Below are 13,627 nucleotides of genomic sequence, written 5' to 3'. Positions count from 1 at the left end.
CCTGTTTCCCCCATCCGTTCCATTCAGTCCACACTATTGTAGCGCAAATAAAAAAGCCGGGAAATCTTCCCAGCTTCTAAACTAATCTTAGATTGTTTCATTAAAGGTTATTGCCAACAAACTGACTATTGTAAAGGTCAGCATAAAAGCCATTCTTCTTCATCAAGGACTTATGGTTCCCCGTTTCAAGAATATGACCATGATTCAACACAATAATCTTATCTGCATTCCGAATTGTTGACAAACGGTGGGCAACAACAAAGCTTGTTCTTCCCCTTTGTAATTCATTCATTGCCTTTTGAATTAATTCCTCTGTCCGCGTATCAACAGAACTTGTCGCTTCATCCAGAATCAACACTTCTGGGTTTGCTAAGAACGCCCGGGCAATCGTTAATAGTTGACGTTGCCCCTGTGAAATATTAGATGCTGACTCGTCCAATATGGTGTCATACCCGTCTGGAAGTTCACGAATAAAGTTATCCGCGTGTGCTAGTCGGGCAGCCTGGTACACTTCATCAGCGCTTGCATCTTCCCGTCCATACTTAATGTTATCAAATATGGTTCCAGTAAATAACCAAGTATCTTGAAGAACCATTGCAATATGACTCCGTAATTCGTCACGGGACATTGACCTTGTATTTTGCCCATCAAGATAGATTTTACCGCCCTTAACCTCATAAAACCGCTCTAAAAGGTTAATAATAGTGGTCTTTCCTGCACCAGTTGGTCCAACAATTGCAACCATTTCGTTTGGCATTGCCTTAAGGTTAAAGTTTTCGATTAATGGTTCATCATTATAACTAAAGTCTACATTAGCGAACTCGATCTTTGGCAATGGCTTTTCTTCAATTAACGTTGGGTCCGCGTCTGAAGGAACCATCTCTGGCGCATCAAGTACTTCAAAAATTCGTTCTGCAGAAGCAATTGTTTGCTGAATTGTGCTACTTAAGTTAGCGATTTGGGTGATTGGTTGAGAAAACTGATTCGTATACTGAAGGAAAGCCTGAACATTACCTAACGTGATCTGTCCATGAATAACCCCAATTGCCCCAACCACAGCAACCATTAAGTAGCCAAGATTCCGAACAAAATTCATTAACGGGAAAATCAGAATTGAGAAGAATTGAGACTTCCAGGCAGCCTGATAATAGCGGTGGTTTTCCTTAGCAAATGCTTTCTCTTCATCTTTTTCCTTATTAAAGGTCTTAACAATTGTGTGTCCAGCATAGGTTTCTTCAACCTGACCATTAATTTTACCAAGTTCTGCCTGCTGGTTACTAAAAAGTCGTTGGGCAGTCGGTGCTACAAAAGCAACAATTAATGCACTCAGCGGTAATGTAATCAGTGCCACTAATGTTAGTTTCCAGCTAATTGTAATCATCAACGCCAAAACCCCGACAAAGGTAATCACACTTATAACGATCTGAATCAGACTTTGCTGAAGAGTTCCCGCAATGTTATCCATATCATTGACCATCCGGCTCATGATGTCACCGTTACTATGGGTATCGTAAAATTTAACTGGAACCCGTTCCATCTTCTCCTTCAAATCCCCACGAAGATTAAAGACAACCTTCTGGGAAATTTTCGTCATAATAATCTGTTGCGCGAAACTAAATAATCCCGAGAAAACATACAGCAAGATTACGGTTAAACCAATCTGAAAGATCCGGTGAAAATCAATTGGCAGACTAGTAAGGTGGACTCCCTGCTTCATTTCTGCATAGCCACGCATTACCCCATTATAAATAATGGTGGTTGCCTCCCCAAGAATTTTTGGTGCTAAGATTGATAAAACAACGGAGATGATCGCCAATATTATTGAAATAATTACGCCAAATCGCCACGGCTTAAGGTAAGCGAACAGTCGCTTCGTCGTGGGCCAAAAGTGTTGTGCCTTTTTCACCCGTCCACGTGGTCCATTATGCATTCTGGTCATCCCCCTTTGCTATTTGTGAGTAGACAATTTCTTGGTATACCGGATTATCCTTCATTAATTGCTCGTGGGTTCCCTGACCGACGACTTTACCATCGTCTAAAACAATAATTAGGTCTGCATTAGCGACTGTTGATACCCGCTGAGCGACAATTACACTAACAGCATTCTGTAATTGCGAATCTTGCTTAAGCGCTTGCCGCAATTCGGCATCCGTCTTGAAATCAAGAGCAGAAAATGAATCATCAAAAATGTAAATTGAAGCTGGCTTAATAATCGTCCGTGCAATCGCTAATCGTTGCCGCTGACCACCGGAGAAGTTGCTTCCTGACTGCTCAACCTTAGCATCCAGGCCACCAGCTTCTTTAACAAAGTCAGCAGCTTTAGCGACTCTTAAGGCTGACCACATTTCGTTCTCCGTTGCATTCGGGTTTCCAAATTGAAGATTTGAACGAATCGTCCCTGTAAAGAGAACCGCCTTTTGCTGGGTAATTGAAATAACCGAGTGCAGTTCTTGCTGGCTTAATTTATCAACCGGGACACCGTCAACCTTGATTTCACCACTCTCAATATTAAAGAGCCGGGGAATTAAATTAACAAGGGTTGACTTCCCAGAACCGGTCCCACCGATAATCGCCAGCGTCTGACCAGCTGTTACCTTAAAATTAAGGTTTTCTAATGCTAGGCGTTCAGCACCCGTGTACCGAAAATTAACGTGATCAAAGCTTAATGAAGCTGAAGCATCTTCTGCAAGGTGTTCCCGATCTTTTACAGGAAGATCCTCAACACTTGGCTGATGTTCAAGGACAGCATTAACCCGCGCCGCTGAAGCAGATGCCCGAGGAACAAAAACAAAGACCATTGATAGCATCATGAAACTAATCATGATCTGCGTAGCGTAGGTCATAAATGCAATTAGGTTCCCGACTTGCATCGTCATATTTGCGATCAAATGACTTCCTAAAAGAATAATCCCAACATTCGTCAAGCTTAGGATCAAAGTCATTACGGGGAACAAGAATGAAACTAGTGTGTACGCCTTAATTGCAGTATCTGTGTAATCTGTATTAGCCTCTTTGAACCGTTTTTGTTCACGTCGATCCTGACGGAATGCCCGAATTACCCGTACGCCGGTTAGTCCTTCTCGGAAAATCAAGTTAATTCGGTCAGTCTTAAACTGAATACTCTTAAACAGCGGGACCGCAAAGTACATCACAATACCAACAACGATTGCCAAAATCGGTAAACTAATTAAAAACACCTTAGTCAATCGTGGCTCACGAATATAGGCTAAAACACAAGCCGCCACCAGCATAATCGGTGATTGTAACATCATTCGCAAGACCTGCATCATAACATTCTGAATTTGCACAATATCGTTAGTCGACCGGGTAATTAGTGATGAGTCGCCAAACTTACTCATATCGCGACTGGAAAACTTCATCACATGACTAAACACCTGTTTACGCAGCTTCTCACCCACTTGCATTGATTGAGTAGCTGCAAAATAAACATTCCCTGCCGCTGCCACGACACCAATTCCAGCGACAATTAGCATTAACCCGCCGGCATGCCAAATGTAGCCTAAATCTTGCTTCACAATCCCGTTATTTACTAAATCGGATGTGATTGTCGGCAAGTATAAATCACAGGCGACTTGAACTAATAGGAACAGCACGGCTAAGGTTGTCGCCCATTTAACAAGATTTTCTCTAGCAATTTTGATCAAACCGTTCACCTTTCCTTTCTTTTGGTAACCGATCACCATAATAACGGTGAAGGTTCTTGTCCATCATATTGACTACCTTAACAAAGCGCGCTAGGTCTTCCTGATCAATTTCTTCTAAAAGGTGGTTACCAAATTCATGCCGCTCTTCTACAAGCTTTTGGTAAGCCTTGCGCCCCTTTGCTGTTAACCGGACGAGAATTACCCGGCGATCACTTGCGAGCCGTTCCCGTTTTATAAGATCGTCACGTTCTAAGCGCTCAAGGACTTCCGTTAAGGAACCCGGCTTAATATTTGCCATATCAGCTAATTCTCGTTGCGATAACGGTTGATCCCGCATTGCCAAGATATGAATTATTCGGCCCCGTCCAAGGAACATTCCCGAATGCTTAACGTTCCTTTTGGAGAGATTATGCATTTGCCTGATTAAACTAAATAATCGGGGAAATACTTCATCATCGGTGATCATTCTTCCATCTTCTATCGTTAGGTGCATAATTGTTAGGTACATAACTATTACATAATAACCACGTTTTCTGTAAAAAGCAATGATCATGAACGAATTTTAAAAATAAAAACTCAGGTTTCACCTAAAGTGAAGTACCTGAGTTTTTAGTAATTTTAACGAAAAACGTAATTATTGGTTACCAATAGTCGGTTGAGTACTGATCGTTGGTTGGTTACTAATGGTACTACCGCCACCAGTATGGCCACCACCGTTATAGGAATGGGATGGGGTGTAGCCGCCACCGCCTGTATTACCACGGTAACTGCTACCACCGCCATTATAAGATGCTCCAGAGTTATTGCTTCCGCCAGCATTACTGTTCCCACTGTTATTGGAATTACTGTTTGAAGAATGGGATGAGCTATGACTAGAGGATGAACTAGAAGAACTAGAACTGCTTGTAACGGATGAGGATGAAGAAGATGATGAATCATTCTTTTGTTCCTTGATTGTAATGGTCTTCTTAACCTTCTTATCACCACGAGTTGCGATAATATCGTACTTAGCGGCATATTCAAAGTTATACTTAATCGTTACAGGACCATCACTCTTTTCTGCCTTGAAGGTCTTGTAAACTTTACCGGTATCATGACCAACGATCTTCACCTTTGTATTTGGTGAAACAATAATCTTCATTGGTGCTACGCCATCACTATTCAACCGTGCCTTCTTCTTATCGAAGTTAATATAGACTTGGTCAGCTTCCTCGTCATCATCATTGGTTATTGCCTTGGTTTCTGTTATATCAGAATCCGACTTTGAGTGGTGATCAGCATAGACAGTACCACCGATACTCCCAATAATAATGAATAACAACAACCAGTTAACAAATGCTCGCCCGCGGCTAACAAAGTTGTCGCCTTGGCGCATTCGTCTAACTTGCCCAACATACTGGATAATTAACAAGATTAGTGCAATTACCCCAACAATTATAAGTACATTTTTTAAATTCATAATTAAAACACCATTTATTTTTGCAAATTTAAAAATAACACTATCTTAGTGTAACACGTTTCACTATTATTCTTAATCATTTTCATTAAAATAATTGTTAAATTCAAAAAAGCGCTAAGAGAAGTAGTTAGCCTATCTCCTTTGCGCTTCCTTATAGTTACTCTGTTAAGAGTGTTATATTATCTATCTATTACTAATGATTTAAAACTAAAAAATCACCCGCACGGGGATCGAACCCGTAACTCCGCCTTGAGAGGGCGACGTCTTAACCAATTTGACCAGCGGGCAATAAACAATACAAGAGAAGTATACAGATTTTCTCATATATTGTCAAACATTAATTAATTTACTATTTAGATCAATTAATAAAGACAAACTCATTCAAACGATAGTTCTAGTAAATAAATCCTCATCTTCTTGACGTGAGCAGTTGTCGCCCAAACATCGTGATAATTCTTCTTTTCTTGATGCGTCTTAACAAAAAAGCTTTCTAGCAAATCACCATTTTTAGCCACAAAGTCATTTGATAGTCGATTTACCATTAAGCGATCATCCGGAAAATAGAAAGCAGCATCTGCAATTTTCAATGAGTCCTTAATAAAAACGGAAATTGTATTGGTATACTGTACTTTTTCACTCACTATTAGTTCTGGATGATGCTTAATCTTGGTTAATACGTAATAAATTGAATCAGAATTACTTGCCATTTTCTCTTCTCCTCAATGTCTAAAGGTATTTTACCAAGAAACAAATCACACGTAAAATTTCAACAAAAAAGGGCTCCGAATAATACGGAACCCTAACTAATTGGGCATACTGGTCTCGAACCAGTAAATTATGGATTCAGAGTCCACTGCCTTACCAGTTTGGCGAATGCCCAATAAGATAACAATAATAATATACACGGTGAATTTTAATTAGTCAACCATTTTCTTCGGATTCATCTTAATCAAATTCACTAATGACGATGTTTTTGTAACCAAATCCGCCACTGCGTTACCATATTAATCCACGGATGCCTAGTCCCATTATTCCAATAGTCAACATCTGCTTTAATTTGCCGTTGTGACCACCGAGAGTAATCATGGTGCATAAAGTTATAATCTTGCACCTCAGACTGGCTTTCCCAAATAGCAGCCATTATAAACTGGCTTCGGGTCCGTTGTAACTTTGGATCGACTTGGTCTACCGCGGTGACACCTAATACTTTAGCAGTCGCAATTGGCGGAATTACCCGATTATCCTTAATATATGGGCCAACCGGGACGTTAATCAAGGCACCCTTCATTACCTCTTGCCAATTCTCTCGTGTTTGATAACGATGCTCTAATCCCGGCTCAACATCGTTTGCTAATAGGTAATTTCTCTCTTCGCCCCAACTAAGTACAACATGGAGTTTAAATGCCGCAACCATGATAGATTTCCCCCTCGCAACCTTGTTATTACTATTTTACCGCAAATCTTTTCCCTGTAGCGGTTCACATAGGGAAAAATCCATTCTAAATAATAGACAAGCTCTAAGAAGTTCACTAGAATGCACTTTATGGGGGTAGCTTTTTAATGAAGAAGTATTCGAAATTATTTCTCCCGCTAATCTATAGCTTGATTTTTATCACCGCGATCTGGTCCTATCAGAATATTGAAACAGTAAACTCAAACACTAACATCTTCATTCATGAAGTCCAGATTCACACTCAAAATATTATTAACCAGGTTACGGGAAAAAAGAAACAAAAACCGAAATTAACAAAAGATAACTCGCAAAGGACAGAAAAAAAGGCCACTTACTCGAAGCCTGTCGGTAAATGGCCGACAAATTCTGCCACTATTTTTATTAATATCAAAGATCCGGTCTTACGAAGTGCTGCTAAATCAGCGATCAAAGCATGGAATGATACTGGCTCCTTTACTTTTCACGTGGTTAAGAAGCAAAAAGATGCAAATATTCTTTTCACAACGATTGATGATGATAAGGATGGAGCGGCTGGTTTAACAGAAGCAAATATTAATTCTGGCAATGGCAACTTCATCTACGTAAGGGTCGAACTCAACTCTGCATATCTGCTAAATCCGGTTTACGGTTATTCACAACGACGGATTATCAATACAGCCGAGCATGAACTTGGTCACGCCATTGGTCTTCACCATACAGATAACATTTCAGTAATGCAGCCAACCGGTTCTAATTACCCAATTCAATCAACAGATATTCAAAACGTTAAGCTCCTCTATTCACGGAAAAACACTGCATCAACTTCATCTCAGTCTCAAACTAATACTACTAATAATAACTAGATTCCCTCTTAAATTTAAAATCCACCAGCTGATTCATGATAAAATGACACCGTGTGTATTTTTAAGAAAGGTTATCGTTTCAATGAATTCAAATAAAAAAGCTCTCGGTCTTGCAATGGTAATCACCGCAACCACTTTTTGGGGAATTTCCGGTCTGTTTGCCAAGGCCCTTTTTAACATTAGTCCGTCCATCACTTCACTATGGCTAACCCAGTGGCGGTTAATTTTTGGTGGTGTGATTATGATTGTTATTAGCAAACTAATGGGCAACCATCCATTTGCAATTTTCCATAATTTACACGATACCTGGGTTATCTTTGCCTATGGTGTAATTGGTCTGGTACCTGTCCAGTTTGCTTACTTTATGGCAGTTCAAGAAGGAAATGCTTCCATTGCCACTATTCTTCAATTTGTTGGCCCCTTCTTCATTATCGCTTATCTGGCCGTTTTTCGACATGAGCCACCACGAAGAATTGAAATCATTTGTGCAATCATCGCCTTCCTCGGTGTCTTCATCATTGCCACTCATGGTCGATTCAACCACTTAGCTGTCACACCAGCGGTCCTCTTTTGGGGCTTTATCTCAGCGGTTGGTGTTGCCACCAATACTTTGATCCCCCAGAAAATGTTACAAACTGGGCGTGTACCATCGCTAGACGTTACTGCATGGGGACTTCTGTTTGCTGGCATCGTTCTTTTAGCAATTCACCCTCAGCAACCGGCAATTCCAAACGTTCCCAGTGTTTGGATCGACTGTGCAAGCATCTTAATTATTGGAACAATCATTCCGTTCTACTTGGCAAATACCTCACTCAGATACATTGATGCAACAACATTTAGTCTAATGGATGCCTTTGAACCACTTTCGGCAACTATCGGTTCCGTTTTAATTTTCCACCTTTACCTAACCGGAGCTGATATTCTTGGATCCATTCTGGTTATCGTTGCGGTATGTGCAATCAACATTCGTCCACACCGCAAGAATGCTAGTGACTAATAAGAAGGAGGATATAATATGACAGAAGATGGTTATAAATATGATGAAGATGGCTTTCGTGAGGATCTTAAGAATGATCCCAATGTTCTTCACCAGCCCGACGCTGATCGGACAAGCTGGAAGCTAAAGGTTCTTTCTTACGATGAAACAATTGATGTTCTTAATGGTGATACTAAGGTCCAACCCGAGTTTAAGTTCTCTGATGAAGTATTGGATAAAATTGTTAAGGAAAAGCCTGAGTTGAAATCTGATGAGGATATTAAAAACCTCATTAAAGATAAAGACCAGCAAATCCTTCTCGCAAGGTATAACGAGGATCAGGCTAATAATCAAACAATTAGTCCTGATAGTGAAGCCCAGGATAAGGAATAGTTAGTCAAAAGAAGCTGAGAAAAATATTCTTCTCAACTTCTTTTCTTCTATATAATTCAAAAAGGGCCATCTGGAATTATTCCAAATGACTCTTTTCTTGATTCATCTATGATTAGTTATCACTAATAACAGTACCAACCTTACCGGCAAGGGCATCGTCTAAGCCGTTAAGTGAAGTAATCAAAGCTTTCCGCTCTGGGTGGCCTTCAACGAAGGATAAGCAGGCTTCAATCTTAGGAAGCATACTACCAGCAGCAAATTGCTTTTCATCCATGTACTTTTGGGCTTCGGCAACGTTTAATGTCTTCAAAGCCTTTTCATCTGGCTTACCGTAATTTACAAATACGTAATCAACAGCAGTTAAGATGATTAAAGTATCAGCATCAATCTTATCAGCAAGTAATGCGCTAGAACGATCCTTGTCGATAACTGCTGGAACACCTTCTAAGCCATCGTCAGTCATGATAACGGGAACACCGCCACCACCACCAGCGATAACAAGATCGCCAGCTTCAATCAAAGTCTTGATACTGTTCAATTCCATAATCTTCTGTGGAAGTGGAGAAGGAACAACTTGACGATAGCCACGGCCAGCGTCTTCTTTGAAGGTGTAGCCCTTTTCCTTTTCAATCTGTTCAGCTTGTTCTTTAGTGTAGAAGTCACCAACAGGCTTGGAAGGATTCTGGAATGCAGGGTCTTTAGGATCAACAGCAATTTGAGTAACAACAGTTGCTACGTTCTTGTTCATCCAACGACGGTGCAATTCATTTTGAAGACTTTGTTGTAAGTGGTAACCAATATAACCTTGACTCATTGCCCCACATTCTGGGAATGGGAAGGCAGCAGTCTTACCGTTTTCAGCAGCAAAGTTCATTCCAAGGTTAATAGCACCAACTTGTGGACCATTACCGTGGCTGATTACTACTTGGTTACCAGCATCAATTAAACCAATTAAAGAAGAAGCAGTATTCTTAACCAGCTTTAATTGTTCTTCGGGGGACTTACCAAGGGCGTTACCACCCAAGGCAACAACTACTTTAGCCATCTAGAGAGTCCTCCTTAGTTGTGTTCACCTAAAGTTGCAACCATAACAGCCTTGATGGTGTGCATCCGGTTTTCAGCTTCACGGAATACAACTGAGCTCTTGCTTTCGAAGACTTCATCAGTAACTTCCATTTCCTTAAGACCGAACTTCTTGTAGATTTCCTTACCTACTTCAGTGTCAAGGTTGTGGAATGCTGGAAGACAGTGTTCGAAGATAGCCTTAGGGTTTTCAGTAGCGTCCATAACTTCCTTAGTAACTTGGTAAGGCTTGAGAAGCTTGATCCGCTTTTCCCACATGTCATCTGATTCACCCATTGATACCCAAACATCGGCGTAGATAACATCCATGCCCTTAACGCCTTCCTTAACGTCGTTAGAAACAACGATCTTAGCGCCAGTTTCGGCAGCAATAGCGTTAGCCTTGTCAAGAACTTCCTTAGTTGGGTTCAATTCCTTAGGAGTTACAACGTGGTATTCCATACCCATAACAGCAGCACCTAACATCAAAGCGTTAGATACGTTATCTTGACCGTCACCAACAAAGGCGAACTTGATTTGTTCGTAAGGCTTCTTCAATACTTCATGAGCAGTTAAGAAGTCAGCCAATACTTGTGTTGGGTGGTCTTCATCAGTTAAACCGTTCCAAACTGGAACACCTGAGTACTTAGCCAAAGTTTCAACATTCCGTTGTGAGAAACCACGGTATTCAATACCATCAAACATACCACCAAGAACACGGGCAGTATCCTTAACAGATTCCTTGTGACCAATGTGTGAGCCTGATGGGCCAAGGTAAGTTACGTGAGCACCTTCATCCTTAGCACCAACTTCGAATGAGCAACGAGTACGGGTTGAACTCTTTTCGAAGATTAAGGCAATGTTCTTGCCTTCAAGGTTCTTACCTTCAGTACCAGCGTACTTAGCCTTCTTTAAGTCTTCAGCAAGGTCAAGCATGTATTCCATTTCACGCTTGTTAAAGTCTGAAAGTGTCAAAAAACTACGATTACGTAAATTGAATGCCATAATTAAATTTCCTCCTTGAAATTCTTTACGGTTTATATAATAGTAAGCACTTTCAAAAAAAATCATTTTGCTTCAAAATGATTCATCAAAAAGTTTAAATTTATTTTCACAATGATCAAAAATATGCATTTAAAGAAAGCGGATCCATCACTATTCATACATTATTCAACCCAATAATATACATTTCACAAGCATTTTATTAATCAGTATGCTTAATATTCAATATCTAATGAATTATTATTGACTTTCGCTCCAGCTTCAAATAAACTCAAAATGACTCAAATTGATTCGAGGTATTAAAATGAACTTCTACATTGTTGATAATGATAACAACGCTACATCTCTTCTTAAAGATATTATTGAGAACGACTTTAATAATTCAGTTGTTGGTACAACCTTCAATGCTGAACAAGCATTTGAAGATGTTATTCGCTTGAGTATTGATGTTATGTTTGTTAACCCGTCCCTGTCACAGATTAACGGGATTGAGCTAATTAAGCGAATTCAACAAAGCAACCATCACCCTCACTTCATAATGGTTAGTCAGGCATTCGATCCTGCAGGAAGAACAAACGCCTACCGAGCCGGAGTTGACTTCTGTATCGAAAAGCCCTTGAACGTTGCTGAAGTGAAAACTGTTATTAAATTAATTGGTGAAAACATTAATATGTCAAACCGAATGTTGCAGATACTTGATCTGGTCAGTGGAGCTGCCAATCAGAACACGACTAATATTAACTTCAAGAGTAAGGAAAAAGAGAACGTGAAGTCAATTCTTCGTTTTCTCGGGATCACAAACGGTTCTGGCGCCCAGGACATTACCCGAATTATCAATGTTATGATTGAGCAGGGAATCACGTTTGACAATATTAACTTTCATGAAATTTTTCGGTGTGACGATCATGGTAAAAAGATTATTCTTCAACGGATTCGTCGTGACCTCAAGACTGGTCTAAATAACCTTGCCCATATGTGCATTGATTATCCAGAAAATGATATTATTTTGGAATATGCTAATAACCTTTTTGAATACAAGAATGTTCATAATGAAATGAAAATTATTAATGGTACTGCCTCACGTGGCGGCCAGGTCTCAGTCAAGCACTTTTTCAACGGTCTAGTTCAAGAAAGTGCTCAAAAGTAAAAGGAAAGCCATTCAGAAACTTTGCTAGTTCCTGAATGGCTTTCTCTTACTTTTTTATCAGCTGGATCGTTAAATAAACCCAAATGACAATCAAAATAACGGTATATAGTGTGGCAATCCACATGACCCACTGCAAGAATGAGATTAATTTGAACATATTCAAAATCGTAAAGCAAATTGTCAAAACACACCAAACAGCAATTCGTATCTGAAGCTGATGACGTTGCTTATTGAGTTGCTGACGATTCATTACTTGTTTTCGCCCATTTCAGCCCGCAGCTTCTTGCCGATCTCTTCGTAACCTGGCTTGCCTAACAGGCCAAACATGTTAACCTTGTAAGCTTCAACGCCTGGTTGGTTGAATGGGTTGATCCCATTGAGGTAACCGGAGATTCCCATAGCCACTTCAAAGAAGTAGATCAGGTAGCCAAGGGTGTATTCGTCTTCCTTTGGAATGTGAACGGTCATTACCGGTACTCCACCAGCCGTATGAGCAGCGACAACGGCTTCATAAGCCTTGGTGTTAGCGAAGTCCATCGTCTTGCCTTCCAAGTAGCCTAAGCCATCCAGGTTATCCGGTTCGCTGGGGATTTCCATATCGTGATTTGGCTGGTCTAACTTAACAACGGTTTCCATCAAGAAGCGCCGACCTTCTTGGATGTATTGACCAAGGGAGTGCAGGTCAGTCGTGAAGTTAGCACTAGATGGATAAATGCCCTTGTGATCTTTCCCTTCAGATTCACCAGCTAATTGCTTCCACCATTCAGCAAACATCGTCATGTTTGGTTCGTAGTTTTCAAGCAATTCAGTTTCATAGCCCTTCCGGTACAAGATGTTCCGGTAAGCAGCGTATTGGTAAGCTTCGTTATTTTCTAACTTTGGATCCGTGTAGTCCTTTTCCGCTTGAGCGGCACCAGCCATTAACTGGTCAATGTCGCCGCCAGAAACAGCGATTGGTAAGAGGCCAACTGGGGAAAGAACGGAGTAACGACCACCGATACCGTCTTGAATGACAAAGCTTTCGTAGCCGTGGGCGTCAGCTTCAGTCTTCAAAGCACCCTTAGCCTTATCAGTGGTAGCGTAGATCCGCTTGTTAGCTTCATCCTCGCCATACTTCTTAATCAAGAGGTTCTTGAAGATCCGGAAAGCAATTGATGGTTCCGTTGTGGTCCCGGACTTAGAAACAACGTTAACGGAGAAGTCCTTGTCACCAATCAATTCAATCAAGTCATGAACATAAGTTGAGCTTAAGGAATTTCCGGCAAAGAGTACTAATGGGTACTTCCGGTCTGCAGCCTTTTGAGCTTGGTAGAATGTGTTGTGCAAGAAGTCAACTGCCATCCGGGCACCAAGGTAAGAACCACCAATCCCGATGACCACTAAGATGTCTGAATCTGATTGGATCTTCTTGGCAGCGGCCTTAATCCGCGCAAACTCTTCCTTGTCGTAATCAGTTGGCAAGTGGAGCCAGTCACGGAAGTCTGCCCCGGCACCAGTACCGTTGCGTAATTCATCATCCGCTGCATTCACCATTGCTTGCATTTCGCCTAATTCGTTATCGTTAACGAATTTCTTTAAGCCTGTTCGATCAAATGAAATATGTGTCATTTCCAGAACTTCTTTCTTAT

The 13,627-nt window shown here is 40.7% G+C and carries 14 protein-coding genes and 2 tRNA genes; 4 read left to right on the top strand and 12 right to left on the bottom strand.

Translation table 11 applies throughout. The annotated features are described in order from the left end of the window. Nucleotides 1-100 precede the first annotated feature (100 nt). The 8 genes from N4627_RS02160 to N4627_RS02125 form a co-directional block, all read right to left on the bottom strand. Complete coding sequence (locus N4627_RS02160; protein WP_260964892.1) at nucleotides 101-1,930, bottom strand: ABC transporter ATP-binding protein; 1,830 nt, start codon at nucleotides 1,928-1,930, stop codon at nucleotides 101-103. Next, nucleotides 1,923-3,665, bottom strand: a complete 1,743-nt coding sequence (locus N4627_RS02155) for an ABC transporter ATP-binding protein (RefSeq protein WP_040531723.1) — start codon at nucleotides 3,663-3,665, stop codon at nucleotides 1,923-1,925. The genes N4627_RS02160 and N4627_RS02155 overlap by 8 nt, the downstream gene beginning before the upstream one ends. Beyond that, on the bottom strand, nucleotides 3,649-4,131 hold the full coding sequence (locus N4627_RS02150) for a MarR family winged helix-turn-helix transcriptional regulator (RefSeq protein ID WP_313957847.1): 483 nt from the start codon (nucleotides 4,129-4,131) through the stop codon (nucleotides 3,649-3,651). Before N4627_RS02150 ends, N4627_RS02155 begins: the two co-directional genes overlap by 17 nt. A 168-nt stretch (nucleotides 4,132-4,299) precedes the next feature. Further along, nucleotides 4,300-5,124: a hypothetical protein gene (locus N4627_RS02145; RefSeq protein ID WP_240410672.1), complete on the bottom strand. Its 825-nt coding sequence runs from the start codon at nucleotides 5,122-5,124 to the stop codon at nucleotides 4,300-4,302. A gap of 215 nt (nucleotides 5,125-5,339) precedes the next feature. Further along, a tRNA-Glu gene (locus N4627_RS02140) sits at nucleotides 5,340-5,412 on the bottom strand. A gap of 89 nt (nucleotides 5,413-5,501) precedes the next feature. After that, nucleotides 5,502-5,831 carry a hypothetical protein gene (locus tag N4627_RS02135; RefSeq protein WP_124031549.1) on the bottom strand — a complete coding sequence of 110 codons (330 nt, stop codon included), beginning with the start codon at nucleotides 5,829-5,831 and terminating at the stop codon, nucleotides 5,502-5,504. A 100-nt stretch (nucleotides 5,832-5,931) separates the two neighbouring features. Further along, nucleotides 5,932-6,004: transfer RNA gene (locus N4627_RS02130), tRNA-Gln, on the bottom strand. A gap of 78 nt (nucleotides 6,005-6,082) precedes the next feature. Next, the gene (locus tag N4627_RS02125) at nucleotides 6,083-6,538 is read right to left on the bottom strand and encodes a DUF7679 family protein (protein WP_191337073.1); all 456 of its coding nucleotides are present in this window, start codon (nucleotides 6,536-6,538) and stop codon (nucleotides 6,083-6,085) included. Between the two features lie 146 nt (nucleotides 6,539-6,684). On the opposite strand from N4627_RS02125, the gene N4627_RS02120 reads away from it, so the two are divergent. From N4627_RS02120 to N4627_RS02110, 3 genes are all read left to right on the top strand, one after another. After that, entirely contained in the window at nucleotides 6,685-7,419 is a 735-nt protein-coding gene (locus N4627_RS02120; protein WP_224758359.1) for a matrixin family metalloprotease, read from the top strand. Between the two features lie 82 nt (nucleotides 7,420-7,501). After that, entirely contained in the window at nucleotides 7,502-8,416 is a 915-nt protein-coding gene (locus N4627_RS02115) for an EamA family transporter (protein ID WP_040531618.1), read from the top strand. A gap of 18 nt (nucleotides 8,417-8,434) precedes the next feature. Then, nucleotides 8,435-8,788, top strand: coding sequence for a hypothetical protein (locus N4627_RS02110; protein WP_003717638.1), 354 nt, complete (start codon nucleotides 8,435-8,437; stop codon nucleotides 8,786-8,788). Nucleotides 8,789-8,900: 112 nt separating this feature from the next. Here the strand turns inward: N4627_RS02110 and arcC are convergent, their stop codons facing one another. Both arcC and argF read right to left on the bottom strand, forming a co-directional pair. Next, nucleotides 8,901-9,833, bottom strand: coding sequence for a carbamate kinase (gene arcC, locus N4627_RS02105; RefSeq protein ID WP_003717637.1), 933 nt, complete (start codon nucleotides 9,831-9,833; stop codon nucleotides 8,901-8,903). Nucleotides 9,834-9,847: 14 nt separating this feature from the next. After that, nucleotides 9,848-10,855 (bottom strand): ornithine carbamoyltransferase, encoded by a 1,008-nt coding sequence (gene argF, locus N4627_RS02100; protein WP_260964891.1) that lies wholly within the window; start codon nucleotides 10,853-10,855, stop codon nucleotides 9,848-9,850. Between the two features lie 301 nt (nucleotides 10,856-11,156). Here argF and N4627_RS02095 point away from each other — a divergent pair, with 301 nt between their 5' ends. After that, nucleotides 11,157-11,999, top strand: a complete 843-nt coding sequence (locus tag N4627_RS02095) for a DNA-binding domain-containing protein (RefSeq protein WP_003717635.1) — start codon at nucleotides 11,157-11,159, stop codon at nucleotides 11,997-11,999. A 46-nt stretch (nucleotides 12,000-12,045) separates the two neighbouring features. On the opposite strand, the gene N4627_RS02090 is transcribed toward N4627_RS02095, so the two are convergent. After that, nucleotides 12,046-12,249, bottom strand: a complete 204-nt coding sequence (locus N4627_RS02090) for a hypothetical protein (RefSeq protein ID WP_143469733.1) — start codon at nucleotides 12,247-12,249, stop codon at nucleotides 12,046-12,048. Continuing rightward, nucleotides 12,249-13,607 carry a glucose-6-phosphate isomerase gene (locus N4627_RS02085; RefSeq protein ID WP_152378510.1) on the bottom strand — a complete coding sequence of 453 codons (1,359 nt, stop codon included), beginning with the start codon at nucleotides 13,605-13,607 and terminating at the stop codon, nucleotides 12,249-12,251. The genes N4627_RS02090 and N4627_RS02085 overlap by 1 nt, the downstream gene beginning before the upstream one ends. Nucleotides 13,608-13,627: the final 20 nt, after the last annotated feature.

It is taken from the genome of Limosilactobacillus vaginalis (genome assembly GCF_025311515.1).
GTDB lineage: Bacteria > Bacillota > Bacilli > Lactobacillales > Lactobacillaceae > Limosilactobacillus > Limosilactobacillus vaginalis.
The sequence above is the reverse complement of the archived record's forward strand: the minus strand, read 5'-3'. Positions and strand labels throughout refer to the sequence as shown.